Genomic DNA, 26,973 nt, shown 5'->3' with positions numbered 1-26,973 from the left:
GCGACAAGCCTCTAGAGGGAGCGGATCATGATCCTGACCCTTTCCTGTCCCGACCAGCGCGGCATCGTCGCCAAGGTGTCCGCCTTCCTGTTCGAGCGTGCCTGCAACATTCTCGACGCCCAGCAGTTCGACGATCAGGAGACCGGCCAGTTCTTCATGCGCGTGGTGTTCGACGCCGACGGGGCCGATCATGACGCCCTGCGCGCCGATTTCAGGGTGGTGGCTCAGGCCCTGTCGATGAAATGGACCCTGCGCGACCGCAAGGATCGCTACCGGGTGATGATCCTGGCCAGCAAGTTCGACCACTGCCTGGCCGACCTGGTCTATCGCTGGAAGATCGGCGAGCTGCCGATGGAGATCGCCGGCGTCGTGGCCAACCACCCGGCCGAGACCTACGCCAATGTCGACCTGACCGGCCTGCCCTTCCATCACCTGCCGGTGACGAAAGAGACCAAGTTGGAGCAGGAAGCAGCCCTGTGGCAGCTGATCCAGGACACCCGGACCGACATCGTCGTGCTCGCCCGCTACATGCAGGTGCTGTCGGAGGGTCTGTCGGCCAAGCTTGCCGGGCGCTGCATCAATATCCACCACTCGTTCCTGCCGGGCTTCAAGGGCGCCAAGCCCTATCACCAGGCCCATGCGCGCGGCGTGAAGGTGATCGGGGCCTCGGCCCACTATGTCACCGGTGACCTCGACGAGGGGCCGATCATCGAGCAGGACGTCGAGCGCATCAGCCATCGCGACACGCCCGAGGACCTGATTCGCAAGGGTCGCGACATCGAGCGCCGCGTCCTGGCCCGCGCCCTGCGCTACCAGCTGGAGGACCGCGTCCTGCTGAACGGCCGCAAGACGGTGGTGTTCACCGACTAGCCTGGCCGGAGAAGCGGGTTGCGTCCCGCCGCGCTTCTAAGCTACGGGGCGGGCTTGGTATTCTGAAGGATCTTGCATGTCGCAAAACCTCCGCATCATGGTCACCGGCGGCTGCGGCTTCATCGGATCGGCGGTCTGTCGCTACCTGGCGGATCTCGGCGATGCGGCGATCCTCAATTTCGACGCCATGACCTATGCCGCCTCGGAGGCCAGCCTGGCCGACCTGCGCGGCCACAACAGCTATTCGTTCGTGAAGGGCGACGTGGCCGATACCTCGGCCGTCACCGAGGCCATCGCCGCGTTCCGGCCGACCCACATCATGCACCTGGCCGCCGAGTCGCATGTCGACCGCTCGATCACCGGTCCCGGCGCCTTCATCCAGACCAATGTCATCGGCACCTATGTGATGCTGCAGGCGGCCCTGGACTACTGGCGCAGCCTGGACAGCGCCGCCGCCGAGGCCTTCCGCTTCCATCACATCTCCACTGACGAGGTGTTCGGCAGCCTGGGGGCCGAGGGCCTGTTCTCCGAGACCACGCCCTATGATCCACGCTCGCCCTATTCGGCCTCCAAGGCCTCGTCCGATCACATGGTCCGCGCCTGGCACCACACCTATGGCCTGCCGGTGGTGGTCTCCAACTGCTCCAACAATTACGGGCCCTATCACTTCCCCGAGAAGCTGATCCCGCTGGTCACCCTCAATGCCCTCGAGGGCAAGCCGCTGCCGGTCTATGGCAAGGGCGACAATGTCCGCGACTGGCTCTATGTCGATGACCATGCCCGGGCCCTGGTCCTGATCGCCACCCAGGGCAAGGTCGGCGAGAGCTACAATGTCGGCGGCCGCAATGAGCGCACCAATCTTGAGGTCGTCGAGGCGATCTGCGACCTGCTCGACGAGCTGCGCCCCCAGGCCGGCCTCAAGCGTCGCGACCTGATCCAGTTCGTCCTCGACCGTCCGGGCCACGACGCCCGCTACGCCATCGACGCCACCAAGCTGGAAACCGAGCTGGGCTGGAAGGCGCAGGAGAACTTCGAGACCGGCCTGCGCAAGACCGTCGAATGGTACCTGGCCCGCGAGGACTGGTGGCGGCCGCTGCGCGAACGCTATGACGGCCAGCGCCTGGGGCTGAAGTCCGCCTGATGTCCTCTCCGCGCATCGCGCTCTTCGGTGCCAACGGCCAGTTGGGACACGATCTCTCGGCCCTGGCCGCAGCGCGCGGCCTCGACCTGGTCGCCCTGCAGCGCCCGGCCTTCGACGCGACTGATCTGGCAGGCCTCGATGCGGCCCTGGCCGATCTGGACTTCGATGTCGCCATCAACAGTGTCGCCGTCACCCGCGTCGACGACTGCGAGGCCAACCCGGCTCCGGCCGTGGCCATCAATGCCCGGTTCGCCGAGGCGCTCGCCAGGACCTGCGCCCGCAAAAAGGCCCGGCTCGTCCAGGTCTCGACCGACTATGTGTTCGGCGGCCAGGCCCAGCGGACGCCGCTGGACGAGGAGGCCGCGCCGGCTCCGATCAATGTCTATGGCGAGACCAAGCTGCAGGGCGAAGTCCTGGCCTGTCAGGCGCATGACGACGTCATCGTGGCCCGCGTCGCCTCCCTGTTCGGCGTGGCCGGTGCCAGCGGCAAGGGCGGCAACTTCGTCGAGACCATGATCCGGTTTGGCCGCGAGCGCGGGGCGCTCAAGGTCGTCGCCGATCAGGTGATGTCGCCGACCGGGTCCTGGGACGCCGCCGAGGCGATCCTCGACCTGATCAGGGTCGACGCCCCGGGCGGCCTCTATCACGTGGTCAATTCCGGCGCGGCCAGCTGGCACGACTTTGCCAGCGCCATCATCGACCGCGCCGGCGTCGCTGCAAGCGTCTCGCCGATCCCCACGAGCGAGTTTCCGACCCCCGCCCGCCGGCCGCCCTACAGCGTGCTGGCCCATGGCAAGGTCGAAAAGGCTCTGGGCCGGACGATGCCGGCGTGGCAAGACGCTCTGGACAGATATTTGACAGCCAAGGGTCACCGGCAGACGTGACCCGTGCGCGGGGCAGTAGAGGCAGGAATTCATGAAGGGCATCATCCTCGCGGGAGGATCGGGCACACGTCTGCATCCGGTGACACTGGGCGTCAGCAAGCAGCTGCTGCCGGTCTTCGACAAGCCGATGATCTATTATCCGATCTCGATCCTGATGATGGCGGGCATCCGCGACATCATGATCATCAGCACGCCTCGCGACCTGCCCCTGTTCCAGGGCCTGCTGGGCGACGGCTCCAGCTGGGGCGTCAATTTCGTCTATGCCGAACAGGCTGAACCGACCGGCCTGGCCGACGCCTATCGCATCGGGGCCGAATTTGTCGGCAACGGACCCTCGACCCTGATCCTCGGCGACAACCTGTTCTATGGGGCCGGCATGGGCCGCATGCTGGAAAGCGCGGCGACCCGCGCCCAGAACGGAGCCTCGGTCTTCGCCTATCTGGTCAAGGATCCCGAGCGCTATGGCGTGGTCGAGTTCGATGAGAACAATCACGCCATCAGCATCGAGGAAAAGCCGACCCAGCCGCGCTCGAACTGGGCCGTGACCGGCCTCTACATGTATGACAGCCAGGTCGTCGACTTCGCGCGCGACCTGAAGCCTTCGGCACGGGGCGAGCTGGAGATCACCGACATCAACCGCATCTATCTGGAAAGCGGATCCCTGTCGGTCGAGCGCATGGGCCGGGGCTTTGCCTGGCTCGATACCGGCACCCATGACAGCCTGCTGGAGGCTTCGGAGTTCGTGCGGGCCATCGAGCACCGCCAGGGCCTGAAGATCGGCTGCTGCGAAGAGGTCGCCTACCAGAACCGCTGGATCAATACCGACCAGCTTCTGGGCCTGGCCCATGACCTGCAGAAGTCGCCCTACGGGGCCTATCTGCGGTCGATCGCCGAAAACTAGGCGGTAGCGCTTTCGGCCCGGTCAACCGGTGCCGAGAGCCTTGCCGACCAATGGTCCAGGCCGCCGAACCGGCCTAAACCGCCAGAAAAATCAGCGAAGTCACGCTGTCCGATGAGATGTTTCACAAGGCTTCAAGGCCTGTTAAGAAGGCGCCCGCTTCACCGGAGTGGAAAGTTGGATGGCTTCGGCCGTCGCCAACCTGTTTGCGAGAGTGTTCGGATTTGTCTGCCGTCAACAGGAATGGCTTCTGAATGAGCCTCTTCGGAAGTTTCAAGGCCGCCGCGCTGGACCTGTACCGCGGCGTGCTCCTGACGCCTCTGTGGTGGCGGGTCAGTATCGAACAGACCGTGACGCGCTATCGCCGCAGCCTGCTGGGTCCTGTCTGGATGGCCAGCACCACCCTGGCGACCGCCTTCTCCCTAGCCATCGTCTTCGGCTCGATCTTCGGCGGCGACGCCAAGGACAACCTGTCCTTCATCATGATCGGCGTGGTCGGCTGGTCGATCACCGGCGGCATCCTGCCCGAGATCGCCAATACCTTCGTCAATGCCGCTGGCTTGATGCAGGTGCGCAACCTGCCGCTGAGCTTTCATGCCTTCCAGCAGATGAGCAAGACCTTCATCAACTTCCTGCACCAGATCATCGGTCTGTGGCTGGTGCTGATCCTGATGAAGCTTGCGGTGATCCCGCACTGGACCCTGCTGGTGAACCTGCCCATCGCCCTGCTGACGGGCCTGTTCATCAGCATTCCGCTGGGCATGATCTCAGTGCGTTTCCGCGACATCAACTATATGGTCGGTTTCGTCGCACAGAGCCTGTTCATGCTCACACCCGTGTTTTGGAAACGCACACAGGTTCCCGAATCAATGCGCTGGATCGTCGATCTCAACCCGTTCAGCCACCTGCTTGAGATTGTCCGGCAGCCGTTGATGGGGGCCGCTGCGCCGATCCATGATGTCCAGGCGTCACTGGCCTTCCTCGGCGTCGCCGCGCTGCTTACGCTGATCAGCCTCACCCTTGTCCGCACCCGCGTCGTGTTCTGGCTGTAGGCGACATGAACAGTTCCATCGAACTCACCGACGTCACGCTCGACTACAACCTCTACAGCGTGCGCGCCCAGTCGCTGCGCAACACCGTGCTGAACATGGCGGTCGGCGGCCGTCTGATCCAGGAGGGCAAGGACGTCACCTATGTCCGGGCCCTGTCGAATGTCAGCCTGAAGCTCCAGGAAGGCGACCGCCTGGCGGTGATCGGCCACAACGGTTCAGGCAAGACCTCGCTGCTGAAGATCCTGGCCGGCATCTATTCGCCGACCTCGGGCAAGGTGGATGTGCGCGGGCGGATCAGCTCGATGATCTCGATCTCGGTCGGCCTCGACATCGAAGCCTCGGGTCTGGAGAATATCCGCAACCTGGCCATGATGCAGATGATGTCGGACCGCGAGATCAAGAAGCGCCTGCCCTCGATCGTCGAGTTTTCCGGCCTCGGTGCCTTCGTGCACATGCCGCTGAAAACCTATTCAGCCGGCATGGCCGCGCGCCTGACCTTCTCGGTGGCCACCCAGATGGACGCCGAGATCCTGATCATGGACGAGTGGATCAGCGCCGGCGACGCCGACTTCCAGAAGCGCGCCGCCGACCGTCTCAACAGCATGGTCGATTCCGCCAAGATCGTTGTGCTGGCCACCCACGACTATCAACTGGCCGCCAAGGTCTGCAACAAGGTCATGACCATGGAATCCGGCGTGCCGACCTTCCTGGGCACCACGGAAGAATGGCTCGAGAGAAGCAGCGCCGCGTGAGCGAGCGGCTTCCTGCGCCCCGGAAGGCCGTCGAGCCGACCGGATCGCCCGGTCAGTTCAGGACCCATGCCCCCGACGCGGAACTGCTGCTGCGCCTGACCCGGGCCGAACAGCCCCCCTTTGACGATGTCGCCTCGGTCCGGGTGACGGTGAAACTGCGGGCCCTGGAAGGCCTGGTCGAAGCCCCGAGCGTCCTGATCGACTGGGGCGATGGCCTGGACCAGGCCCAGCCCGTGACGCTCAAGCGCCTGGCGGAAGACACCTATGTGGTGGTGGCCCATACCAATGCCGGGGCCCTCAGCCAGGTCGTGCTGCTGCCGTCCAGCGCGCCGGGCCTGTTCGAACTCAGCGCCTTTCGGCTCGAACCCGCCGCCGAGCCCGCCGCCGGGGCACCGCGGCTGTCGGCTCCCCGCCGTCTGCTGCGGGCCGGACTCCGCCGGATGGCCCCTGGCACCGCCCGGGCGGTCCGGATCGCCCTGCGCACCCTGAGGCATCCCGAGAGCACGCTCCGCCTGGTCCGCCAGACCCTGACACCGCGCCGTCAGGACCCCTGGCGGGACGCCTATCAGCACGCCTTCAATGTGGCGCGGCACGCCTTCAGCCCCCATTTCGCCGCTCCGGCCCTGGGTCCGCCGCCAAAGGCCGATGAGGCCCCCCGCGTGCTGGCCTTCTACCTGCCGCAGTACCATCCGTTCCCGGAGAACGACCAGTGGTGGGGCAAGGGCTTCACCGAGTGGACCAATGTCAGCAAGGCGACGCCGCAGTTTGTCGGCCATTACCAGCCCCGCCTGCCCGGCGAACTGGGCTTTTACGACCTGAGGGTGCCCGAGGTCCTGCAGGCCCAGGCGGCCCTGGCCCGCAGCGCCGGCGTCGACGCCTTCTGCTTCCATTACTACTGGTTCGGCGGCAAGCGGCTGCTGGAACGGCCGCTCGACGCCTTCGTCGCCGATCCCGCCATCGACCTGCCCTTTGCCCTCTGCTGGGCCAACGAGAACTGGACCCGCCGCTGGGACGGCGACGAGCAGGACGTCCTGATGGCCCAGGACCATTCGCCGGAAGACGATCTGGCCCTGCTCGACGACCTGGCCCGCTACATGGCCTCGCCGCGCTATGTCCGGGTCGGCGGCCGGCCACTGCTGATCCTCTATCGCCCCGACACCCTGCCCGATGCGGCCGCCACGCTCGACCGCTGGCGGGGCCGCGCCCGCGAGCGGGCTCTGGGCGAGCTGTTCATCCTCTGCACCAACGCCTTCGGCTATTCGGCCTGGCGGGAGGCGGGCTTCGACGGCCAGGTCGAGTTTCCGCCCCATGCCCTGAAAAAGGGCGAGATCACCGAAAGCGTCGAGCGTCTCAATCCCGACTTCAACGGCCGGGTCTATGACTATGACGCCGTGGTCCAGGACCGCATCGCCGCCCTCGAAAGCCGGACGGACGCCCGAATCTATCCCGGCGTGATGCCCTCCTGGGACAATGAGGCCCGCAAGCCGGGCTGCGGCAACATCTTTCACCAGGCCACGCCGCAGCGCTTTCATGACTGGGCCGGCGCCGCCCTCGACTGTTCGGTGCGTCTGGCACCGGCGGACGAGCGGCTGGTCTTCGTCAATGCCTGGAACGAATGGGGCGAGGGGGCCTATCTGGAGCCGGACCGCTGGCTGGGCCATGCCTCGGCCCAGGCCCTGCGCAATGCAGTCGCCAGCCGCGCCCCGACCCCGGCCCGCAACCACCCGGCCGTCGCCGCCTCGCAAGGCAGCGAGAAGCGCCATGACGCGGTGATGCTATTTCACATCTTCTATGCCGATCTGGTCGACGACCTGGCCCAGCGCCTGGCGCCGCTACGGGCCGAGATGGACGTCATCATCACCTTCCCGGACCAGTGGTCGGAGGCGGCCGTCGAGGCCCTGGCGGCGGCGGTACCGGGGGCCGTCCTGGTGCCCATGGCCAATCGCGGCCGGGATGTGCTGCCGTTCCTGACCGCCCTGCGGATCGCCCGTGAGCGCGGCCATACGGTCTTCTGCAAGGCCCATACGAAGAAGTCCCCGCACCGGTCGGACGGTGCCGCCTGGCGCGACCGGCTGCTGGACGGCCTGATGTCGGCCGAGCGCGCCCGCAAGGCCCTCGACCTGTTTGCCGGGGATGCTCGGCTGGGCCTGCTGGCCCCGGACAGCGCCCGCATGCTGTTCAGCGATCCGGGCGTCATGGTCCACAATGGCGAGGGCGTCGACCGCCTGTCGCGGCAGCTGAACTTCCGTTATGGCCCCGACACGGCCTTTCCGGCCGGGACGATGTTCTGGGGCCGCATTGCAGCCTTCGAGGCCCTGGCGGGTCACGACCTGACCTTTGAGCCCGAGCTTGGCCGGGTTGACGGGACCCTGGCCCACGCCTTTGAGCGCAGTGTCGGCTGTCTTGCCGAAGCCGCCGGCTTCCGGGTGTCCTGGGGCCTTTAGGCCAGGGCCTGCCGGCACAGGGCCAGGGCGGGCGGAACCTGTTTCGGCTTGAGGCGACAGGGCGCGCGGCAGGCGCGCGCCCCTGGGATCAGATCAGCCGGCGGCCGCGACCACGGCCTCGGCGGTGATGCCGAATTCCTTGTAGAGGCGCTCGAACGGGGCGCTGGCGCCGAAGCCGGTCATGCCGACAAAGCCGCCGTCCTCGCCGATGAAGCGTTCCCAGCCCTGGCGGATGCCCGCCTCGACCGCGATGCGCTTGGGAGCCGTCCCGATGACCGCCTGACGATAGGCGGCCGGCTGCTGTTCGAACAGTTCCCAGCAGGGCACCGAGACCACGCGGGTCGGCTTGCCCTGGCCCTGCAGGATGTCGCGTGCGGACACGGCCACGGCCACTTCGGTGCCGGTGGCAAAGATCGTCACCGCTGCGGTGCCGCCCTCGGCGGCCAGCAGCTCATAGGCACCCTTGGCCGACAGGTTTTCGGTGCCCGAACCGCGCACGCCGGCCGTCTTCTGGCGCGACAGGGTCATGACCGAAGGGGTCGAGGTCTGCTGCAGGGCCAGCTTCCAGCACTCGGCGGCTTCCACCGCGTCGGCCGGACGGAAGACCAGCAGGTTGGGAATGGCCCGCAGGGAGGCCACGTGCTCGACCGGCTGGTGGGTCGGGCCATCCTCGCCCAGGCCGATGGAGTCGTGGGTCATGACGTGGATGACCTTGGCCCCCATCAGAGCCCCGAGCCGGATCGCCGCGCGGCTATAGTCGGCAAAGGCCAGGAAGGTGCCTGAATAGGGAATGACGCCACCGTGCAGGGCCATGCCGTTCATGGCCGCAGCCATGCCGAACTCGCGGACGCCATAGTGGACATAGCAGCCGGCATAGTCCGGCGCGTCGAGGGGCTGCATGCCCTTGACGAAGGTGTTGTTGGAGCCGGTCAGGTCGGCCGAGCCGCCGATCATCTCCGGAATCGCCGGGATCAGGTGATCCAGGGCGGCACCGGAATGGACGCGGGTGGCATTGGCGGGCTTGGTCTCCGCCATTTTGGCGATATGGGCATCGACGGCTTCAAAGGCGCCGGTCGGCAGGGCCCCCGAGACGGCGCGGTTGAACTCGGCAGCCTTGGCCGAGCCCTTCAGGCCCGCCTCCCAGGCCTTGCGGACCCGGGCACCGCGACGGCCGACGCTCTTCCAGGCCTTGGCGATGTCATCCGGCACCGTGAACGGCTGGGCGTCCCAGCCCATGGCGACGCGCGAGGCGGCGATCTCGTTGTCGAACAGGGTATAGCCGTGGCTGTGGGGGTCGCCTTCTTTCGGACCCGCACCCTTCGAGATCAGCGTCTTGCACGCGATCATGGTCGGACGGTCCTGTTTGGTGGCCCAGCGCAGGGCCGCGGCGATCTTGCCGTGGTCGTGGCCGTCGACGACCTTGACCGCCCAGCCGGCGGCCTTGAAGCGCGCGACCTGGTCACCGGTCTCGGCGATGGTGGCGACGCCGTCGATGGTGGTGTTGTTGTCGTCGAACAGCACGGTCAGCTTGGCCAGCTTCAGGCGGCCGGCGATGCTGATTGCTTCATGGCTGACACCTTCCATCAGGCAGCCGTCACCGGCGATCACCCAGGTGCGGTGATCGACGAGGTCGGACCCGAAGCGCGAGACCAGATGGGCTTCGGCCATGGCCATGCCCACGGCCGTGGCCAGGCCCTGGCCCAGCGGACCGGTGGTGCATTCCACGCCGGGCGTGTGGTGGACCTCGGGGTGGCCGGGGGTCAGCGAGCCCCACTGCCGGAAATTCTCGATTTCCTTCATCGTCACGGCCTTGAAGCCGGTCAGGTGAAGCAGGGAATAGAGCAGCATAGAGCCGTGGCCCGCCGACAGCACGAAGCGGTCGCGGTCGGCCCAGTCGGGCTTGCTGGCGTCAAACTTGAGGAACTTGCTCCACAGCACGGTCGCCACATCGGCCATGCCCATCGGCATGCCCTGGTGTCCGGACTTGGCCTTGTGGACCGCATCCATGGAAAGGACGCGGATCGCGTCGGCCATTTTGATGGGCGAAACGGGCATGGGCGTTCGTCTTTGTTCGTTGTGTTTTGCAGGGCTGCGCGGGCGCGAGGTCGCACGATGACCCTTTCGGGTCAAGGTTTGCAGGTGCTGGTCATCATGCTCCGGACACGTTATAGCTTGAACCCGACTTATGCTCAGTTTCAGCATAACCTCGAAAGGTCGATCGCTTGACGAGCCACCCGTTCTTCTCGCCCTACCGACATGGCTTTGTCCGCGTGGCCACGGCCGTGCCCAAGGTCAGGCTGGTCGATCCGGCCGCCAATGCCGCCAGCACGCTGGACCAGGTGCGCGAGGCCGATGCGGCCGGCGTGGCGGTGATGGTGTTCCCGGAACTGGGCCTGACCGGCTATTCGATCGAAGACCTGCTGCAGCAGACCGCCCTGCTAGACGCGGTCGAGACGGCCATCGAGACCCTGGCCAGGGCCAGTGCCGACCTGGCACCGCTGTTCATCGTCGGCGCGCCGCTCAGGCTCGAAGGTCGGCTCTACAACACCGCCGTCGCCATCCAGGGCGGCGGGGTGCGGGGCGTGATCCCCAAGAGTTTCCTGCCCAACTACCGCGAATTCTACGAGCGCCGCTGGTTCACCCCCGGCGCCGGCGTGGTCGGCCGGACCGTGACCCTGGCCGGGCAAAGCGTGCCCTTCGGGACCGACATCCTGCTGCGGGCCAGCGGCCCGACACCCTTCACGGTCGGGATCGAGATCTGCGAAGACGTCTGGACGCCGACTCCGCCCAGCACCGCCCAGGCCCTGGCGGGCGCCGAGATCCTGCTGAACCTGTCGGCCAGCAACATCACCATCGGCAAGTCCGAGACCCGCCGCCTGCTCTGCGCCAGCCAGTCAGCCCGCGCCATTGCCGCCTATGTCTATTCGGCGGCCGGGGCGGGCGAGAGCTCGACCGACGTGGCCTGGGACGGCCATGCCGACATCCACGAGATGGGCAATCTGCTGGCGGAAACCCCGCGCTTCTCGACCACCGCCGTCATGACCCTGGCCGATATCGATATCGACCGGATCCGCCAGGAGCGGATGCGGGTGGTCAGTTTCGGCGATGCCGCCGCCCTGACCCCGACTGCGTTCCGGATCGTGCCCTTTGACTTCACCCCGCCGGCCGGTGACCTGGCCCTGGCCCGCACCGTCGAACGCTTCCCGTTCACGCCGTCCGACCCGGCCAGGCTGCGCGACAACTGCTACGAGGCCTACAATATCCAGGTCCAGGGCCTGGCCCGCCGGGTCGAGGCTTCGGGCCTGAAGACGCTGGTGATCGGGATATCGGGTGGCCTCGACTCGACCCAAGCCCTGATTGTCGCCGCCAAGGCCATGGACCAGCTGTCCCTGCCCCGCGCCAATATCCTGGCCTACACCCTGCCCGGCTTCGCCACCTCGGACCGCACCAAGGCCAATGCCTGGGCCCTGATGAAGGCCATGGGCGTGACCGCCGGCGAGATCGACATCCGCCCGGCCGCCGAGCAGATGCTGAAGGACCTCGACCATCCCTACAGCCGGGGTGAGGCGGTCTATGACGTGACCTTCGAGAACGTCCAGGCCGGCCTGCGCACCGACTATCTGTTCCGCCTCGCCAATCATAACAGGGCCCTGGTCGTCGGCACCGGCGACCTGTCGGAACTGGCCCTGGGCTGGTGCACCTATGGCGTCGGCGACCAGATGAGCCACTACAATCCCAATTCCGGGGTGGCCAAGACCCTGATCCAGCACCTGATCCGCTTCGTGGCCGCCTCAGGCGACGTCGATGCGGCCACGGCCGACCTGCTGGAGGACATCCTCGCCACCGAGATCTCGCCCGAACTTGTGCCGGGCGAACAGGTTCAGGCCACTGAGAGCTTTGTCGGCCCCTATGCCCTGCAGGACTTCAACCTCTATTACCTGACCCGCTATGGCATGACGCCGTCCAAGATCGCCTTCCTGGCCTGGACCGCCTGGCATGACGCCGGCCAGGGCGGCTGGCCGGTCGGCCTTCCCGAGGACCAGAGGCGCGCCTATGACCTGGCCGAGATCCGGCGCTGGCTCGAGCTCTTCCTGCGCCGCTTCTTCGCCAACCAGTTCAAGCGCTCGGCCATGCCCAACGGGCCCAAGATCTCGTCGGGCGGAGCCCTGTCGCCGCGTGGCGACTGGCGCATGCCCTCGGATGCGACAGCCGAGGTCTGGTTGGCCGAACTGCAGGCCGGCGTGCCGGTCTGAGCCTGCGACCCCTTTTCGCCCCCTTGCGTCGGATGATCGTTAAGATACCCGTGCTAGTTGACGTTGCGGCCCCAAGGCGGGGTCGATGATCCTGGGGGTCTTGTGAGCGCGATCTATCCGGTGATCCTGTGCGGCGGTTCGGGCACCCGCCTGTGGCCGGCCTCGCGCGCCGACCAGCCCAAGCAGTTCCTGAAACTGATCGGCGCGACCTCCAGCTTCCAGGACACCGTCCTGCGGGTGAAGGACCTGCCCGGTCGGGCCGAGATCGTCATCGTCACCGGCGAGGCCATGGTCGGCTTTGTTCTGGCCCAGTGTGACGAGATCGATGTGGCGGTCACCGTGCTGGTCGAGCCGGAAGCCCGCGACTCCGCCCCCGCCGTCGCTGCGGCCGCCGCCTATGTCCAGTCCCGCGACCCGGACGGCGTGGCCCTGATGCTGGCCGCCGACCACCATATTGCCGAGCCCGAGATCTTCGGTCAGGCAGCCCTGACCGCAGCTCAGGCCGCCGCCGAGGGCTGGATCGTCACCTTCGGGGTCCGGCCGACCGGGCCGGCCACCGGCTTTGGCTATATCCGCCCCGGCGAGCCCCTGGCGGGCGGCGCCGTCAACCGGGTGGCCGCCTTCGTCGAAAAGCCCGACCGTGCCACCGCCGAGACCTATGTCGTCCAGGGCTATCTCTGGAACAGCGGCAATTTCGCCTTCAAGGCCGAGGTCCTGATGGGCGAACTCGACGCCTTTGAACCCAGCGTCTCGGCCGCCGCCCGCGCCTGTGTCGCCGCCCTCGACGTCAAGGACGGCCTGGGTCGGCTGGACAAGGCCGCCTTTGGCCAGGCGGCCAGGATCTCGCTCGACTATGCCGTCATGGAGCGGACCCAGAAGGCCGCCGTGGTCCCCGCCGCCTTTTCCTGGTCGGACCTCGGGGCCTGGGACGCGATCTGGGAGGCCTGTCCCAAGACCGAGGACGACAATGCCGTGTCCGGCGACGTCACCCTGATCGACTGCGAGCGGGTCCTGGCCCGGTCGACCGGCCCCTTCATCGGCGTGATCGGCCTGTCCGACATCATTGTGGTCGCCGAGCCCGACGCAGTGCTGGTCTGCCACCGCGACGCCAGCCAGGCCGTGAAGACCCTGGTCGACGGTCTCAAGCGCGACGGTCGCGCCATCGCCCATGGTCGCGAGCGTGGCGGAGCCCGGCGGCTCCTGTCGACCACGACCACGGCCAGGGTCGAACAATGGACCCTGAAGGCCGGCGAAACGGTCGAGCTTCCTGCCGGAGTCGTTCAGGTGCTGGAGGGAGACGTGGAAGGCCTTGGCCCGGTCACCAGCCTGGACCAGCCCCAAACCGTCAGGGCCTCAAACACCGCTATTCTGCTGATCACGTCGCGGCCTTAACGGCCCGGTCCATTTCGGCGATCGCACAGACGATATGATAGAACGAGGAGGCCGGGGCGGCTTCCTCGACAAAGGTGCCGTCGGGCCTGAGCTTGTCTCGCCACAGGCCCGGCACGGGCGTGCGGAGATATTGCAGCAGGCCCTCGGCGCCGTCGGCCGCCACACCCCACCAGCGCGCCTCGCCGGTGATCTCGGCGGCCAGCACCCCGGCCTTGATCCGCTCGGTTTGCGGCCAGAGACGCGCCCCGCCGTCATAGACGCTCATGTCGGTGAGCAGGGCATTGATGGCCACGCCCCGTTCGGCATCGACCCCGACGGTCTCGGCGAGATCGATCATCCGCAGGGCCGCGGCGGTGGCGTCGGGCCGGGCGGCCAGTCGTCCCCAGCGCAGCAACAGCCAGCCCCATTCATACTGATGGCCCGGTTCCCAGATCTGGCCGGCCTGGCCCGGAGCGGGCGTCCAGTCCGCCGCGAAATACTCGCGCAGGGCCCCGGTCCCAGGATCGATGAAGCGCGCCAGGGCCAGTTCGGCGATCTCGTCGGCCAGGCCCCGCCAGACCGGATCAGGGTCGAACGCCGCCCAGGCCAGGCAGGCCTCAAAAAGGTGCATGTGCGGATTGGAATGCTGGGGCGGGTCCATCGGTGTCGACTCGCGGAAGCCGCCCAGCTCGTGTTTCAGGGTGTCGATCAGGGTCTGGCGGACCGACACGGCCACCTCGCGCAGATCGGCACGGCCGGTCACCTGACAGGCACTGGCCAGGGCGAACAGGGCGAAGGCCTGGTCATAGAGCGCGGCCGTCTCATCCAGGCTGACGCCCCCGGGCCCGACCAGGGTGCGGAACAGGCCGTCGGGCCGACGATAGACGTCGAGATAATAGGCCAGGCCATGGTCCACCGCCGACCGCCAGGGCCCGCTCCAGCCTAGATCGCCGGCGGCGGCGAAGGCATAGATCTGGCGCGGCAGCACCCGACCCCGGCGCGGCGAATCGACCGCCTCGCCCGATTGCTGGACGGTCTCGAAGAAGCCGCCGCCGGTCTGGTCTGCCCCGACTGACCACCACAGGGGAAAGGCCGTCTGGTTGACCCAGGTCTTCAGACGGTCGCGCAGGCGCGCGGCATCAGAGAAGGCATCGGTCATCAGAAGCGCTCCGGGTGGAGGCTGCTTTCTAGGCCAAGTTGCGGCCCAGCGCCAAGACGCCGGCTTGGCGCCGCACGGCCTCAGGCGATAAAGCTCGCCCCATGGACACCCTGCCGCCCCTCGCCGCCGTTTTCCTCGACCGGGACGGCGTGCTCAATATCGACCATGGCTATGTCAGCGACCCCGACCGCCTGGAGTGGATCGACGGTGCGCGCGAGGCCGTCGCCGCCCTGACCCGGGCCGGGCTGAGGCTGATGGTGGTGACCAACCAGTCCGGGATCGGCCGCGGCTATTTCGAGGAGGCCGCCATGCATGGCTTCCATGCCGAGATGCAGCGACAGCTGGCGCCCCTCGGCGGCCGGATCGAGACCTTCTATTTCGCGCCCCATCACGAGGATGCCGCCGTGGAGGCCTATCGGGTCGCCGACCATCCGGACCGCAAGCCCAATCCCGGCATGCTGCTGCGCGGTCTGGCCGAGGCCGGCCTGACCGCCGACCAGGCGGTGATCATCGGCGACAAGCCCAGCGACGTCGAGGCCGGCCGCCGGGCCGGCATGCCGGGCTATCTGTTCCCGGGCGGCGACCTGCATGCCTTTGTCGTCTCGGTGCTGGGCGACCGGGTCCCCGGCCTGGCATGAGCCTGAAGGTCCTGCAGTTCGGGGCCACCGGCCAGGTCGGTCAGGCCCTGATCGCCGCCGCCCGGGGGAAACTCAGCCTGACGACCCTGACGCGCGCCGAGGTCGACCTGACCGACCCCGCTGCCGTCCGCGCCGCCGTGCTGGCGGCCGATTGCGACCTGGTCTGGAACGCTGCCGCCTTCACCATGGTCGACCGGGCCGAGGCCGAGCCCGAGGCGGCCTTTAAGGTCAACGCGACCGCACCGGAGGCCATGGCCGCTGCCTGCAGCGAACGCGACGTCCCCTTCGTGCACCTGTCGACCGACAGCGTGTTCGACGGCCAGACGACCCGGCCCTATGTCGAGGCCGACCCGGCCCGGCCGATCAGTGTCTATGGCCGCTCGAAACTGGCGGGCGAGGCGGCCGTTCTGGCCCGGCCACGCACGGCGGTGCTCCGGGTCTCCTGGGTGTTTTCCCCCTACGGCCGCAACTATGTCGCCTTCATGCTGGAGCTGGGCCGCACCCGCGACGTGCTGAAGGTGGTCGCCGACCAGTATGGCAGCCCCACCGACGGCGAGGCCCTGGCTGCCTTCATGGTCGAAGCCGCGCCACGCTGGGCGGCGGGCGGAGCGGGCGACGCGGCCTTTGGCCTGTTCCATTTCGCCAATGCCGGCGAGACTAGCCGCTTCGACTTCGCCCAGGCCGCCATCGCGCGCGATCCCCTGACCCGGGCGCACCTGGAGCCCACGACCCAGGCCGCCTTTGCCGAGGCCGCGGCCCGACCGCCGCGCTCACCCCTGGACAGTGGCAAGCTGGCCCGGGTGTTTGGCTTCACGCCCCAGCCCTGGCGACCGGCCGTTGAGCGGGCAGCCGACCAGCTTGTGCTGGCGTGGGCGGCTCCAGCGCGATAAACCGGCCAAAATCTCCATAAAATCCAGCGCAAGAGTCCCATGCAGATCTTCCTCGACAGCACCGACACCAAGGTCATTGCCGACCTGGCCTCCACCGGCCTGGTGGATGGCGTGACCACCAACCCGACCCTGATCGCCAAGTCGGGCCGGCCGATGCTGGAGGTGATCGCCGAGATCTGCGACCTCGTGCCTGGCCCGATCAGCGCGGAAGTGGCCGCCACCACCGCCGACGCCATGATCGCCGAAGGCCAGAAGCTGGCCGGCATCGCCCCCAATGTCGTGGTCAAGATCCCCCTGACCCGCGATGGCCTGATCGCCTGCACCGCCTTCGCCAATGAAGGCATCTCGACCAATGTCACCCTGTGCTTCTCGCCGACCCAGGCCCTGCTGGCCGCCAAGGCCGGCGCGACCTTCGTCTCGCCGTTCATCGGGCGGCTGGACGATTACGGCTTCGACGGCATGGACCTGATCCGCGACATCCGCACCATCTATGACAATTACGGCTACGAGACCGAGATCCTCGCCGCCTCGGTGCGCAATGTCGCCCACGTCAAGGACGCCGCCATTGTCGGCGCCGACGTCGTCACCATCCCGCCCGCCGTGTTCAGCGACCTGTTCAAGCATCCCCTGACCGACAAGGGCCTGGAACAGTTCATGAAGGACTGGGCCGGCACGGGCCAATCCATCCTCTAGGGGTTGAACCGGGTGGCAGCGGGTTCGCCTGCTGCCACTCAGGGTGATCACTGATTATTTCGCTGACGCGAACTGTATTCGCACATGCGGTCTTTTGTCCTAGGCTGGTCCCAGCCACAGGAGAGACCCTCATGGTCCCGAGCGACGCCATCGCCGAGTTTCGCCTCGCCGATACCGCCGAAGCCGCGAGCTTCTCGACCTTTCTCCAGGGCTTCCTGTCGGCCAACGGCTATCCGTTCGTGATCATCCACAATGCCCCGGACCTCACCGGTGAACGCCGCCGGGTGGAGTTCGAAGACGCCAGGGTCAGCCGCAAGTTCGCCCAAGAGTGGCTGCGCCTTCGGGGCACACTGGGCCAGGCCTGAACCGGTCCCGCCGCCCGCCGCCTGCCACTCAGGCCCTGGGCGGTGAAGGGGTCTTGCTCGAGCCCGATTTCCGGCCACCACGGGCCCCTGGCAGCTTGAACATCAGATGGTGTTCCCCCTCACCCGGCATGGCCGGCGAAGGATCGACCGCCTTTGACGGGCGCGGCGGCGGCAGGTCCTGGCGGGCCGGATCTTCCGACAGCAGGTGAGCGGTCAGCATCAGGTCGGTCCTGACCGCGGCATAGTCCTCACGGGCGGTCCAGGCGCGGATCGCGGCCTGGGCGAAGGCTTCCGACAGGTCGGTGACCTCGATCTGCACCGCCGGCTCCTGGCGGATGCGCGGATCGCCCTCGGCCCGCTCGCGCAGGCGCTTGAGAACGGCGACCAGATCGGTCTTCAGCGGGACCTTGAACAGCACGTCCACCCGCCGCGTCCGGTGGGTGGAGTAGTTGAGGATGACATCGCCGAACACCTTGCTGTTGGGGATCATCACCTTGACGTTGTCGGGGGTGGCGATCTCGGTGAACAGCAGGTCCAGCGACTTGACCGTGCCGATCCGCGTCGCCGTCTCGATGGTGTCGCCCACCTTGTAGGGGCGGAACAGCAGGATCATCACCCCGGCCGCCACGTTCGACAGCGCCCCCTGCAGCGCCAGGCCGATGGCCAGCGAAGCCGCGCCCAGCACGGCGATGATCGAGGTGGCCTGCACGCCCACCTGCTGCAGCACCGCCACCAGACCGACGGCGATCACCGCATAGCGCACCAGTGAGGCGCCGAAGGTCTGCAGGGTGGGGTCGGGATTGGTCCGGTGTACGCGGCCCAGGGCCCGCCGCATCGCCCCGGCCAGCCATCCCGCCAGCCAGAAGGTCAGGATCAGGATGATCCCGGCCACCACCAGATTGATCGCCACCTTGCCCGACCAGTCGAGGAAGTGTCCCAGCATGGTCTCGTCGGGTTTCACATGGGCAATCGAGGGCAAGCGGGCATCGGGCGGAATAAGCGTCGGCTTGGTCATGGAACTCTCGATGGCGCCCCCACCGCGAGCGGTCAACGGCGAGGTCCCCCGGCCTGTTCCGTCACGACGGCGCTTCGTGCCCGCGAAACAGTCGGTTACATCAATTGGCTCGAACTCGCTTCGATCCGCCTCTATGAGCCCCGCCCATGAGCATGCCCTTCATCGACCTCGCCGCGCAGCAGCGCCGGATCCGTGACCGCATCGACGTCGCCATCGCCGGCGTCCTCGACAGCGGTGCCTATGTGATGGGCCCGCAGGTCCGCGAGTTCGAGGCCAAGCTGGCGGCGTTCGGCCAAGCCAAGCTCGCCCTGTCCTGCGCCAACGGCACCGATGCCATCGCCCTGCCACTGATGGCCTGGGGTATCGGCAAGGGGGATGCGGTGTTCTGCCCGTCCTTCACCTTCGCCGCCACGCCCGAGGTGGTGCCGTGGGTCGATGCGACGCCGGTCTTTGTCGACATCCTGCCCGACACCTTCAACATCGATCCGGCCAGGCTCGAAGCCGCCATCGCCGCTGTGAAGGCCGAGGGCCGGCTGACCCCCAGGGTGGTGATCGCCGTCGACCTGTTCGGCCAGCCGGCCGACTATCCGGCCCTCAAGGCCATCTGCGACCGTGAAGGCCTGAAACTGATCGCCGACAGCGCCCAGGGCTTCGGCTGCACCCTCGATGGCAAGCATCCCCTGCACTGGGCCGATGTCGCCACCACCAGCTTCTTCCCGGCCAAGCCGCTCGGCTGCTATGGCGACGGCGGGGCTGTCCTGACGAATGATCAGGACCTGTGGGACCTGATGGACAGCTACCGCGTGCACGGCAAGGCCGTGGCCCCGGACCTAGTGGGCCGCACCTTCGATCACGACACCAAGTACCTGAACACCCGCATCGGCATGAACTCGCGCCTCGACACGATCCAGGCAGCGATCCTGATCGAGAAGCTGGCAATCTTTGCCGAAGAGATCGCCCTGCGCCAGGTCGTGGCCGACCGATATGCCGAGGGTCTGAAGGGTGTCGTTCTCTCAACGCCCGGCGTCATCGCCGGCGGCGTCTCGGTCTGGGCCCAGTATGTGATCGAGCACCGGAACCGCGACGGCCTGGCGGCGCATCTGAAGGCGCACGGCATCCCGACGGCGGTCTATTATCCGGTCCCGATGCACATCCAGGCCCCCTATGCCGACTTCCCGCGCGGGGTCGGCGGCCTGCCGGTGACCGAAGCCAAGGCCGAGTCCGTCCTGGCCCTGCCCATGCATCCCTATCTGGGCGAGGCCGATCAGCAGATCATCATCGACGCGATCCGGGCCTTCAACGGCTAGCGAAATCTGCTTCAGGCGGCGACGGCACGATCCAGGGCGTCATAGAGCGCGCGGATATCGAGGGGCTTGGCCAGCCAGTCCGTCATGCCGGCGTCATGGCAGGCCCTGACCTCCTCGACCGCCACGCCGGCGCTGAAGCCGATCACCGGCGTATGGCGATTGAGGCCGTCGCCCGCCCGCAGTCGCCGGGTGGCCTCGCAACCGTCGAGGCCGGGCATGTTGACGTCCATCAGCACGATGTCGAACCGTTCTGCGGCAAGGCATTTCAGCGCCGACAGTCCATCCGAGGCCGTCGACAGGCTGACGCCGAGGGGTTCAAGCACCAGGGCCAGGGTACGGCGATTGACCTCGTGGTCATCGACGGCCAGCACCCTGAGGCTCGACATCCGGGGCGTTGCGCCCTCGTCCCGCGCCGCGCCGGCCGCCGTTTCCGGTCGACCCTCCGGCAGGGTCAGGGAGAGGCGGAAGATCGCGCCCCGGGGCTCGGCAGGACGGGCATCCAGCTCGCCGCCCATGAGCCGCGCCAGTTCCCGGCTGACGGTCAGGCCCAGGCCCGTGCCGCCATAGGTGCGCGCGGTTTCCTGCGAGGCCTGGCTATAGGGCGTGAACAGGCGGGCCATGGCCTCGGGCGGGATGCCGGCGCCGTGGTCCTGCACCTCGATGACGATCTGCAGCTGGCCGCCCGCCTGGGGGGCCACCGCCAGACGCAGGTCGATGACCCCCTCGTCGGTGAACTTCACGGCATTGGACAGCAGGTTGTTGAGGATCTGCCTCAGCCGGAACGGATCACCCTGGACCCAGACCGGTGCCTGATCCTCCGTACCCTGGCGCAGAACCAGCCCCTTGGCGACGGCCTGGGCGGTCCAGAACCGGGTGGCGTCACCCATAGCCCCCAACAGGTCGAAATTGCGGGTTTCCAGACTCATGGCCCGGGCCTCGATCTTGGCCTGGTCCAGCATGTCGGTCAGCAATCCGGTCATCAGATGGCCGGCGTCGACGATCAGGTCGGCGGTGGCGGCCGTCTGGGCAGGTGGAACGCCCCGACGGATCAGATGGGCGCCGGCCAGGATCGCGGACAGCGGCGTGCGCAGCTCATGACTGACTATGGCCGCCATCGCTGCCCGGTCGGCCACGGCAGCCTCGGCCTGGATGCGGCGGGCGTCCGATTCCGCATGGGCCAGGACCACGGCCTTGCGGGCCTGGTGCAAACGCCGCCAGGTGCTGTGTACCGCGATGGTGAAGAAGATCACCATCGTCGCCAGGATGGCCACCTGGCCGTAGGAGGTGCGCCACCACCAGATCGGCAGCGTGACCAGACTGATCGCATAGGGTCCGGCCCCCAGATAGAACAGAGGCCGGCTGTCGACGCCGGAGGCGACATTGTTCAACAGTCCGCCCGCCAGCAGCAGCAGGGCCAGGGCCATCAGGGACGGCTGGTCGCTGTACCAGAGGATCGCCGCTGCACCGGCATGGACCGCCCCCATGGTGAAGACAGAGACCAGCATCAGCACGGTCCAGGCCTCGACATGGCGGGTCGGCATGCGCCCCCTGGCAAAGGGCCTGACCGCGATGAATTCCAGGGCCTGGACCGCCAGGCTGGACAACACCCACATCCCGATCAGGTCATCCCGCGAAGCCAGATGCAGGGCCCAGCTCAACAGGGCCATGACGCCGAGGCGGGTAAAGACCTGTTTGTAACGCTCATCGGCATTGGCAGGCAGATAGGGCAGCAGGGCCGCCAGAAACTTGGACATGATCTGTCTCCCGTCGCCCGGCCTAGGCAAAACTGGCAAAGGAGAGGTAAACGCTGCGCCCTAGTCCAACAGGCGCTCCAGGGTTTTGAGTTCATCGGCCTCGCCGGCCGGCTTGTCCCAGCGGATGCGATGGATGCGCGGAAAGCGCATGGCGACGCCGGACTTGTGGCGGGTCGAGCGTTGCAGGCCCTCGAACGCCACCTCGAACACCAGGCCAAAGCCTGCTTCGGCCCGCACCGACCGCACCGGTCCGAACCGCTCAACCGTGTTGTCGCGGACGAACCTGTCGATCCGTTTCAGCTCTTCATCGGTGAAGCCGAAATAGGCCTTGCCCACCGGGGTCAGGGACCGTCCGCCCTGGTCGTCCGCGCGCCAGACCCCGAAGGTATAGTCGGAATAGAAGCTGGAGCGCCGGCCGTGGCCGCGCTGGGCATACATCAGGACCGCGTCGATCAGCTGCGGATCGCGTTTCCACTTTAACCACGGCCCCTTGGGGCGTCCGGGTTCGTAGACACTGTCGCGACGCTTCAGCATCAGCCCCTCGGCCAGCCGGGCATCGCCCTCCGGCGGCTCGCCCCGCAGGATTGTCAGCCCGGCCCAGGTCTCGAACGGCTGCAGCGGCGACAGGTCGATGCGCGGGCTGGCGATCGCCGCCACAAAGGCCTCCAGCCGCGCCCGGCGGGCGACGAACGGCAGGGCTCGCAGATCGGTCTCACCGTCCAGCAGCAGGTCATAGGCGCGGATGGCGGCCGGGAAGGCGGCCAGCAGCCTGGCATTGACCGTCTTGCGGTTCAGCCTCTGCTGCAGGTCGCCGAACGGGGCCAGGGCCCCGTCGCGGATCACCAGCAGCTCCCCGTCTAGGGCACCCTCGAAGTTCAGGGCCGCCAGCACGTCGGGAAAGCTCGCCGAGATGTCGTCACCGGTGCGGGTATAGAGCCGCCGCTCGCCCCGCTCCGAAACCGCCTGGACCCGGATACCGTCCCATTTCCACTCGGCCACATAGTCAGCCGGGTCGAGCCTCGCGAAATCCACCGCCTCGTCGATCGCCTGGGCCAGCATCACCGGCCGGAACCGTCCCGGCGCATCGGGCGAGGGCCGCGCCGCCCGTCCCTCCAGCCAGGCCAGCAGGTCGCCATAGGGCGGCTGCAGCCCATGCCAGACCTCCTCGATCTCGCCGATCCCGACCCCGCCCAGATTGGCGCAGGCCTGTTTGGCGAGCCGCGCCGACACTCCCACTCGCAGGCCGCCGGTCACCAGTTTCAGCAAGGCCCAGCGACCATCGGCATCGAGGGCGTCGAGCCAGGCCTCGATCCGGCCCGCGACCTCGCTGCGGGAAGCTGATTTCAGGGTCTCGACCACCTCAGCGAGTCCCGGCTCGTGATTGGCCCCGGGCCGTGACGGCCAGACCAGGGCCACGGTCTCGGCCAGATCCCCGACAAAATCATAGGACCAGGCGAACAGCTGTGGATCCATCCGCGCCTCGACGGCCTTGCGGATCACGGCGGGCTTGGCGGCCGAGAACGACAGGGCCCCGGTCAGGGCCGCCAGGGCATAGCCCCGGTCGGGATCCGGCTGGGTGCGGAGGAAGTCCTCGATCAGGGTCAGCTTGGCGTTGCGCGCACTGGTCAGGGACAGGCGGTCGAGCAGGTGGGCAAAGGCGCGCATCGACATCGCAGGTCTTGCCCCGGGGCGGTTGAGGTCAGGCGGTGCCGGCTTCGTCCAGCTGGCCCAGGATCATGATCTTCTGCCAGATCTTGCGACCGAGGTCCGAGGTCAAGGTCTCGATGTCGTTGACCGCAGCGACAATGACCGGGTCGTCGCTCTCGCCCGCATAGAGGGCCGCCAGCTTGGCGGTCAGGGCCAGCATCTCGGCGCAATAGTCGAGGTAACGGGCCAGCTGGAAGCGGTTCATCTCGCGCACCGGCGAGGAGGCCGTCCGGGGCCCCAGCACGATGGTCGGGTCCTTGGTCAGCTGGTGCATGTCGATGACGTGGGCGAAGGAACGCAGTTCGTGCAGGGCCTTCTGGACCCGCCCCCGCTTCCAGCGCGCCTCAAGGGACAGCAGGAACCAGGCTGCCGCCCCCGACAGCAGGACAAGGTTGATGGCCGATTCCAGGCCCGAGGCCAGGGTAAGGGCCTCGGCCCGGCCCAGGCTGCCGGCCCAGTCCAGGCGGGTGATCAGACCCACTTCCAGGGTGATGGCCGCCAGGACCACCACCAGCACCAGAAAGCGCAGGCCGAGATAGGGCCGCGACAGGCGCCGGGCCCGGCGGGCGGTGGTCCGCGCCGTCGCGGTCAGCTGGCTGCAGACCTCGGCCAGGCCGGAATTGGGAAACCGCTCTCCGACCCGGACACGCAGGTGGTCGAGGGTATCGACGACCTTGGCCGCATCCAGTTTCCGCGCGTCGTCAATCCTGGCCATCAGCGTCCCCCGTCCGGCCTGGAGGCTAGCATGGCCGCAAGGCTTGCCGTCAATTCAAACACATGTTTGAACTATCTGTCCCGGAGCGCGATCATGACCTTCCAGCCGCCTGAGCCCTTCACCCTGCATCCGCGCAAAAGCCCCCTGACCACGCCCTGGGAGCCGATCTATGCCGACATCCGCGATGATCGCTGGGTGCTGGGCATCGAGATCCGCGAGCCCCACACCAATTCCCGCGGCGGTCTGCACGGCGGCCTGATCGCCGCCCTGGCCGACAATGCCATGGGCCTGTCCTGCGGGGTGGTGCTGGCGGCGCTGCAGATCCCGTCCCGTGGCCTGGTCACGGTCTCCCTGAGCCTCGACTATCTGGGGGCGGCAAACCTTGGCCAATGGCTGACCTTCGACACCGACTTCATCAAGCCGGGCAAGAGCCTCTGTTTCGCCGGGGCCACGGTCCGCGCCGACGACAAGCCCGTGGCCCGGGCCCACGCGACCTTCAAGGTGGCGGGGGTCTAGCGGGGGCGGTGTTACCACCGGCCAGCGCCGCAGGCCCCCGCCTGACCGCTGTCGCGGTCGTCCCCCCCCTGCGGCGGGAAGATGAAGCTTGCCGACCCCCATCTTCCCCCTCCGGGGGAGGACGACCTGCGAAGCCGGTCAGGAGGGGGCGAGTGGTCGTAAAGACCACCAAACGCCTACTCCCCCGCCTCCTCGTCATAGCCCACCAGCCGCAGGGCCCGGGCCAGGAGGCCCTCGAGCTCGCACCAGCGCAGCAGGGCCTCTTCGCGGCCGTGGGTGATCCACACCTCGCCCGGACGAAGTTCCGAGAGGGTCGCAGTCAGCTCGTCCCAGTCGGCATGGTCGGACAGGATCAGCGGCAGCTCGACGCCGCGCTGGCGGGCCCGGGCCCGCACCCGCATCCAGCCCGAGGCAAAACAGTCCACCGGATCGGCAAAGCGCCGCGACCAGCGGTCGGCCAGGGCTGAGGGCGGGGCGATGACGATCTGGCCGGCAAAGGCCGCCTTTGACTGGTCGGTGGTGGCGGGAAGCAGTGGCCCCAGATCAATGCCGTGGTCCTCGTAGAGGGCATTGAGCCGTTCCAGCGCGCCATGCACATAGATCGGCTGATCCCAGCCGCCCTCGCGCAACAGCCGGATCAGCCGCTGGGCCTTGCCCAGGGCATAGGCCCCGACCAGATGGGTGCGCTCGGGAAACTGACCGACACTGGCCAGCAGCCGGGCGATCTCGCCGGCATCGTCGGGATGGCGAAAGACCGGCAGGCCGAAGGTGGCCTCGGTAATGAACACGTCGCAGGGGACGGGCTCGAACCGCGCGCAGGTCGGATCGCGGCGACGCTTGTAGTCGCCCGAGACCACCATGGTCAGGCCCTTCCAGCGGACCACCGCCTGGGCCGAACCCAGGACATGGCCGGCCGGGACCAGGGACACCGAAACGCCGTTGTGGCTGAAGCTGCCGCCATAGGGGATGGCCTCGCGGCGACCGGCGAAGGCCTCGCCATAACGCACCGCCATGATCGCCAGGGTCTCGGGCGTGGCCGCCACCACGCCGTGGCCCGCCCGGGCATGGTCGGCATGGCCATGGGTGATCACCGCCCGGTCCACGGGGCGGACCGGATCGATATAGAAGTCCCCCGGCGGGCAATAGAGGCCGTCCGGTCGGGGACAGAGAAGGTCTTCAGGTCTGATCACGGTGGATATGACAATGCGCGGGCTGCTAATCATAGCCGCATGAGCGAAGACAACGAACAAACCCGGATGATCGCCACGGCGATGAACGAGGGCAGCCCGCAGGCGCGAGCCCTGGGCTTTACCACATTGAAGATCGGCGACGCGGTGGCGATCCTGAAGGTGCCCTATCGTCCCGAGATCGTCGGCGACCCCGAGACCGGCGTCATCGCCGGCGGGGTGATGACCACCCTGCTGGACCATGCCAGCGGCCAGGCCGTGCATGCGGCCTTGGAGACCTGGACCTCGATCGCCACCCTCGACCTGCGCATCGACTATATGCGCCCGGCCGAACCGGGTCGTGACGTGATGGCCCGGGCCCACTGCTACAAGGTGACCCGCTCGGTCGCCTTCGTCCGCGCCGTCGCCTATGAAGACGACCCCGAGGATCCGGTGGCCACCGCCCAGGCGACCTTCATGCTCGACAGCAGCGCCGGCAAGAAGGCCGGGGCCAATCTGAAGCCTTCCCGTTCGCGTCCGCCTGCCGCCAAGCCGAAGGGAGATGCCGCATGACCGATGCCGACAACCGTCTGGTCGCCGTCCTCGGCTCCATACCCTACGCCAAGTTCCTGGGCATCACCGCCGAACTGGCCGGCGACGAGATGACCGCCATCCTGCCGTTCGCCGACCACATCGTCGGCAATCCGATGCTGCCGGCCATCCATGGCGGGGTGCTGGGCGCCTTCATGGAGATGACGGCCCTGGCCCAGCTGTCCGTGGCCGCGCCCCTGAAGCGCCAGCCGCGCACGGTCGATGTCTCGATCGAGTATCTGCGCTCGGGCCGGCCGGTGACCACCTATGCCCGGGCGACGATCAAGAAGCTGGGTCGCCGGGTCGCCAATGTCCATGTCGAGGCCTGGCAGGAAACCCGCGCCGCGCCGATCGCCACCCTGCGCGGCATTTTCCTCGTCGCACCCTCGGAAGAGTGAGACCCGCGCCATGGCCCGGGGCAAGGCGTCGCGTGCCGGACGGGACGGGGGCAAGGCCGTTCGCAAGGGCGACCTGCCCTCGAAACCCTGTCTGGCCTGCGGACGCCCCTTCACCTGGCGCAAGAAGTGGGAGTCGGTCTGGGAAGAAGTGAAATTTTGCTCTGACCGGTGCCGTTCACATAAAATTACACCGCTGTAATGCGAATTGATGGCTGGAAGTTTCTTAAAAAGCCTTCATGACGCAAAGGTAACGGGTGTTTACCATCAGCCTCGCCTATATCCCTTTTCACCGGACGCGAACAACCGCGCCGGACCACAAAGGGATCAAGACCATGACCATCACCACCAACGCTTTCTCCGGCTTCGCCACCCTGGTTCTCGCGGTTCTGCCGCT

General features: G+C 67.5%; 24 protein-coding genes and 1 pseudogene. 18 read left to right on the top strand and 7 right to left on the bottom strand.

The genetic code is table 11. The features are described 5' to 3' along the window. Positions 1 to 27 precede the first annotated feature (27 nt). The 7 genes from purU (at position 28) to ACW17U_RS17765 (ending at position 8,041) form a co-directional block, all read left to right on the top strand. On the top strand, positions 28 to 870 hold the full coding sequence (purU, locus tag ACW17U_RS17795; RefSeq protein ID WP_492054195.1) for a formyltetrahydrofolate deformylase: 843 nt from the start codon (positions 28 to 30) through the stop codon (positions 868 to 870). A 76-nt stretch (positions 871 to 946) separates the two neighbouring features. Then, the gene (gene rfbB, locus ACW17U_RS17790) at positions 947 to 2,011 is read left to right on the top strand and encodes a dTDP-glucose 4,6-dehydratase (RefSeq protein WP_492054193.1); all 1,065 of its coding nucleotides are present in this window, start codon (positions 947 to 949) and stop codon (positions 2,009 to 2,011) included. Continuing rightward, positions 2,011 to 2,895, top strand: a complete 885-nt coding sequence (rfbD, locus tag ACW17U_RS17785) for a dTDP-4-dehydrorhamnose reductase (protein ID WP_492054191.1) — start codon at positions 2,011 to 2,013, stop codon at positions 2,893 to 2,895. The genes rfbB and rfbD (ACW17U_RS17785) overlap by 1 nt, the downstream gene beginning before the upstream one ends. A gap of 31 nt (positions 2,896 to 2,926) precedes the next feature. Then, the gene (rfbA, locus tag ACW17U_RS17780) at positions 2,927 to 3,796 is read left to right on the top strand and encodes a glucose-1-phosphate thymidylyltransferase RfbA (protein ID WP_492054189.1); all 870 of its coding nucleotides are present in this window, start codon (positions 2,927 to 2,929) and stop codon (positions 3,794 to 3,796) included. A 251-nt stretch (positions 3,797 to 4,047) separates the two neighbouring features. Next, a complete protein-coding gene (locus tag ACW17U_RS17775; protein WP_062150639.1) occupies positions 4,048 to 4,845 on the top strand; it encodes an ABC transporter permease in 798 nt (265 codons plus the stop codon). Between the two features lie 5 nt (positions 4,846 to 4,850). Continuing rightward, complete coding sequence (locus ACW17U_RS17770; protein ID WP_062150642.1) at positions 4,851 to 5,597, top strand: ABC transporter ATP-binding protein; 747 nt, start codon at positions 4,851 to 4,853, stop codon at positions 5,595 to 5,597. Beyond that, positions 5,594 to 8,041, top strand: a complete 2,448-nt coding sequence (locus ACW17U_RS17765; protein ID WP_492054187.1) for a glycoside hydrolase family 99-like domain-containing protein — start codon at positions 5,594 to 5,596, stop codon at positions 8,039 to 8,041. The genes ACW17U_RS17770 and ACW17U_RS17765 overlap by 4 nt, the downstream gene beginning before the upstream one ends. 93 nt (positions 8,042 to 8,134) lie before the next feature. Here the strand turns inward: ACW17U_RS17765 and tkt are convergent, their stop codons facing one another. Continuing rightward, on the bottom strand, positions 8,135 to 10,096 hold the full coding sequence (gene tkt / locus ACW17U_RS17760; protein WP_492054185.1) for a transketolase: 1,962 nt from the start codon (positions 10,094 to 10,096) through the stop codon (positions 8,135 to 8,137). Between the two features lie 167 nt (positions 10,097 to 10,263). Between tkt and ACW17U_RS17755 the strand changes: the two genes are divergently transcribed. Next, positions 10,264 to 12,294 (top strand): NAD(+) synthase, encoded by a 2,031-nt coding sequence (locus tag ACW17U_RS17755; RefSeq protein ID WP_492054183.1) that lies wholly within the window; start codon positions 10,264 to 10,266, stop codon positions 12,292 to 12,294. Positions 12,295 to 12,396: 102 nt separating this feature from the next. After that, positions 12,397 to 13,686 (top strand): mannose-1-phosphate guanylyltransferase, encoded by a 1,290-nt coding sequence (locus ACW17U_RS17750; RefSeq protein ID WP_492054181.1) that lies wholly within the window; start codon positions 12,397 to 12,399, stop codon positions 13,684 to 13,686. On the opposite strand, the gene ACW17U_RS17745 is transcribed toward ACW17U_RS17750, so the two are convergent. Further along, positions 13,670 to 14,824 carry an AGE family epimerase/isomerase gene (locus tag ACW17U_RS17745; RefSeq protein ID WP_492054179.1) on the bottom strand — a complete coding sequence of 385 codons (1,155 nt, stop codon included), beginning with the start codon at positions 14,822 to 14,824 and terminating at the stop codon, positions 13,670 to 13,672. The two genes, ACW17U_RS17750 and ACW17U_RS17745, sit on opposite strands and share 17 nt — an antisense overlap. A gap of 101 nt (positions 14,825 to 14,925) precedes the next feature. Here ACW17U_RS17745 and ACW17U_RS17740 point away from each other — a divergent pair, with 101 nt between their 5' ends. From ACW17U_RS17740 to ACW17U_RS17725, 4 genes are all read left to right on the top strand, one after another. Next, positions 14,926 to 15,462: a D-glycero-alpha-D-manno-heptose-1,7-bisphosphate 7-phosphatase gene (locus ACW17U_RS17740; RefSeq protein ID WP_492054177.1), complete on the top strand. Its 537-nt coding sequence runs from the start codon at positions 14,926 to 14,928 to the stop codon at positions 15,460 to 15,462. Continuing rightward, complete coding sequence (rfbD, locus tag ACW17U_RS17735) at positions 15,459 to 16,352, top strand: dTDP-4-dehydrorhamnose reductase (RefSeq protein WP_492054175.1); 894 nt, start codon at positions 15,459 to 15,461, stop codon at positions 16,350 to 16,352. Before ACW17U_RS17740 ends, rfbD (ACW17U_RS17735) begins: the two co-directional genes overlap by 4 nt. A 39-nt stretch (positions 16,353 to 16,391) precedes the next feature. Beyond that, complete coding sequence (fsa, locus tag ACW17U_RS17730) at positions 16,392 to 17,045, top strand: fructose-6-phosphate aldolase (RefSeq protein ID WP_062150655.1); 654 nt, start codon at positions 16,392 to 16,394, stop codon at positions 17,043 to 17,045. A gap of 131 nt (positions 17,046 to 17,176) precedes the next feature. Next, a complete protein-coding gene (locus tag ACW17U_RS17725) occupies positions 17,177 to 17,410 on the top strand; it encodes a hypothetical protein (RefSeq protein ID WP_062150658.1) in 234 nt (77 codons plus the stop codon). A gap of 28 nt (positions 17,411 to 17,438) precedes the next feature. Here the strand turns inward: ACW17U_RS17725 and ACW17U_RS17720 are convergent, their stop codons facing one another. Then, positions 17,439 to 18,425 carry a mechanosensitive ion channel family protein gene (locus ACW17U_RS17720; RefSeq protein WP_492054172.1) on the bottom strand — a complete coding sequence of 329 codons (987 nt, stop codon included), beginning with the start codon at positions 18,423 to 18,425 and terminating at the stop codon, positions 17,439 to 17,441. Positions 18,426 to 18,571: 146 nt separating this feature from the next. Between ACW17U_RS17720 and ACW17U_RS17715 the strand changes: the two genes are divergently transcribed. Then, the gene (locus ACW17U_RS17715) at positions 18,572 to 19,732 is read left to right on the top strand and encodes a DegT/DnrJ/EryC1/StrS family aminotransferase (RefSeq protein WP_492054170.1); all 1,161 of its coding nucleotides are present in this window, start codon (positions 18,572 to 18,574) and stop codon (positions 19,730 to 19,732) included. An 11-nt stretch (positions 19,733 to 19,743) separates the two neighbouring features. Here the strand turns inward: ACW17U_RS17715 and ACW17U_RS17710 are convergent, their stop codons facing one another. From ACW17U_RS17710 to ACW17U_RS17700, 3 genes are read right to left on the bottom strand one after another with little or no spacing between them, the layout of a single operon-like run. Continuing rightward, entirely contained in the window at positions 19,744 to 21,486 is a 1,743-nt protein-coding gene (locus tag ACW17U_RS17710) for an ATP-binding protein (protein WP_492054168.1), read from the bottom strand. 60 nt (positions 21,487 to 21,546) lie between these two features. Further along, positions 21,547 to 23,157 (bottom strand): cisplatin damage response ATP-dependent DNA ligase, encoded by a 1,611-nt coding sequence (locus tag ACW17U_RS17705; RefSeq protein ID WP_492054166.1) that lies wholly within the window; start codon positions 23,155 to 23,157, stop codon positions 21,547 to 21,549. Between the two features lie 28 nt (positions 23,158 to 23,185). After that, positions 23,186 to 23,908 carry a hypothetical protein gene (locus tag ACW17U_RS17700; protein WP_492054164.1) on the bottom strand — a complete coding sequence of 241 codons (723 nt, stop codon included), beginning with the start codon at positions 23,906 to 23,908 and terminating at the stop codon, positions 23,186 to 23,188. A 93-nt stretch (positions 23,909 to 24,001) separates the two neighbouring features. On the opposite strand from ACW17U_RS17700, the gene ACW17U_RS17695 reads away from it, so the two are divergent. Beyond that, positions 24,002 to 24,424: a PaaI family thioesterase gene (locus tag ACW17U_RS17695; protein ID WP_492054162.1), complete on the top strand. Its 423-nt coding sequence runs from the start codon at positions 24,002 to 24,004 to the stop codon at positions 24,422 to 24,424. A 176-nt stretch (positions 24,425 to 24,600) separates the two neighbouring features. Here ACW17U_RS17695 and ACW17U_RS17690 read toward each other — a convergent pair. Beyond that, positions 24,601 to 25,628: pseudogene (locus tag ACW17U_RS17690) on the bottom strand (ligase-associated DNA damage response exonuclease). A gap of 25 nt (positions 25,629 to 25,653) precedes the next feature. Here ACW17U_RS17690 and ACW17U_RS17685 point away from each other — a divergent pair. Genes ACW17U_RS17685 through ACW17U_RS17675 form a run of 3 tightly spaced genes read left to right on the top strand, consistent with a single transcriptional unit; the run spans position 25,654 to position 26,778 of the window. Beyond that, the gene (locus ACW17U_RS17685) at positions 25,654 to 26,163 is read left to right on the top strand and encodes a PaaI family thioesterase (protein WP_492054160.1); all 510 of its coding nucleotides are present in this window, start codon (positions 25,654 to 25,656) and stop codon (positions 26,161 to 26,163) included. Further along, positions 26,160 to 26,579 (top strand): PaaI family thioesterase, encoded by a 420-nt coding sequence (locus ACW17U_RS17680; RefSeq protein WP_062150690.1) that lies wholly within the window; start codon positions 26,160 to 26,162, stop codon positions 26,577 to 26,579. Before ACW17U_RS17685 ends, ACW17U_RS17680 begins: the two co-directional genes overlap by 4 nt. Continuing rightward, a complete protein-coding gene (locus tag ACW17U_RS17675; RefSeq protein ID WP_378109227.1) occupies positions 26,491 to 26,778 on the top strand; it encodes a DUF2256 domain-containing protein in 288 nt (95 codons plus the stop codon). Before ACW17U_RS17680 ends, ACW17U_RS17675 begins: the two co-directional genes overlap by 89 nt. Positions 26,779 to 26,973: the final 195 nt, after the last annotated feature.

This window comes from Caulobacter sp. AVps16 (assembly GCF_058681455.1).
This window is presented reverse-complemented; position numbering and strand designations above follow the sequence as displayed.

Coding starts and splice junctions, on each gene's coding strand:
- purU (WP_492054195.1), top strand. CDS start 28: ATGATCCTGACCCTTTCCTGTCCCGACCAGCGCGGCATCGTCGCCAAG.
- rfbB (WP_492054193.1), top strand. CDS start 947: ATGTCGCAAAACCTCCGCATCATGGTCACCGGCGGCTGCGGCTTCATC.
- rfbD (WP_492054191.1), top strand. CDS start 2,011: ATGTCCTCTCCGCGCATCGCGCTCTTCGGTGCCAACGGCCAGTTGGGA.
- rfbA (WP_492054189.1), top strand. CDS start 2,927: ATGAAGGGCATCATCCTCGCGGGAGGATCGGGCACACGTCTGCATCCG.
- ACW17U_RS17775 (WP_062150639.1), top strand. CDS start 4,048: ATGAGCCTCTTCGGAAGTTTCAAGGCCGCCGCGCTGGACCTGTACCGC.
- ACW17U_RS17770 (WP_062150642.1), top strand. CDS start 4,851: ATGAACAGTTCCATCGAACTCACCGACGTCACGCTCGACTACAACCTC.
- tkt (WP_492054185.1), bottom strand. CDS start 10,096: ATGCCCGTTTCGCCCATCAAAATGGCCGACGCGATCCGCGTCCTTTCC.
- ACW17U_RS17745 (WP_492054179.1), bottom strand. CDS start 14,824: ATGACCGATGCCTTCTCTGATGCCGCGCGCCTGCGCGACCGTCTGAAG.
- ACW17U_RS17740 (WP_492054177.1), top strand. CDS start 14,926: ATGGACACCCTGCCGCCCCTCGCCGCCGTTTTCCTCGACCGGGACGGC.
- rfbD (WP_492054175.1), top strand. CDS start 15,459: ATGAGCCTGAAGGTCCTGCAGTTCGGGGCCACCGGCCAGGTCGGTCAG.
- fsa (WP_062150655.1), top strand. CDS start 16,392: ATGCAGATCTTCCTCGACAGCACCGACACCAAGGTCATTGCCGACCTG.
- ACW17U_RS17725 (WP_062150658.1), top strand. CDS start 17,177: ATGGTCCCGAGCGACGCCATCGCCGAGTTTCGCCTCGCCGATACCGCC.
- ACW17U_RS17720 (WP_492054172.1), bottom strand. CDS start 18,425: ATGACCAAGCCGACGCTTATTCCGCCCGATGCCCGCTTGCCCTCGATT.
- ACW17U_RS17715 (WP_492054170.1), top strand. CDS start 18,572: ATGAGCATGCCCTTCATCGACCTCGCCGCGCAGCAGCGCCGGATCCGT.
- ACW17U_RS17710 (WP_492054168.1), bottom strand. CDS start 21,486: ATGTCCAAGTTTCTGGCGGCCCTGCTGCCCTATCTGCCTGCCAATGCC.
- ACW17U_RS17705 (WP_492054166.1), bottom strand. CDS start 23,157: ATGTCGATGCGCGCCTTTGCCCACCTGCTCGACCGCCTGTCCCTGACC.
- ACW17U_RS17700 (WP_492054164.1), bottom strand. CDS start 23,908: ATGGCCAGGATTGACGACGCGCGGAAACTGGATGCGGCCAAGGTCGTC.
- ACW17U_RS17695 (WP_492054162.1), top strand. CDS start 24,002: ATGACCTTCCAGCCGCCTGAGCCCTTCACCCTGCATCCGCGCAAAAGC.
- ACW17U_RS17685 (WP_492054160.1), top strand. CDS start 25,654: ATGAGCGAAGACAACGAACAAACCCGGATGATCGCCACGGCGATGAAC.
- ACW17U_RS17680 (WP_062150690.1), top strand. CDS start 26,160: ATGACCGATGCCGACAACCGTCTGGTCGCCGTCCTCGGCTCCATACCC.
- ACW17U_RS17675 (WP_378109227.1), top strand. CDS start 26,491: ATGTCCATGTCGAGGCCTGGCAGGAAACCCGCGCCGCGCCGATCGCCA.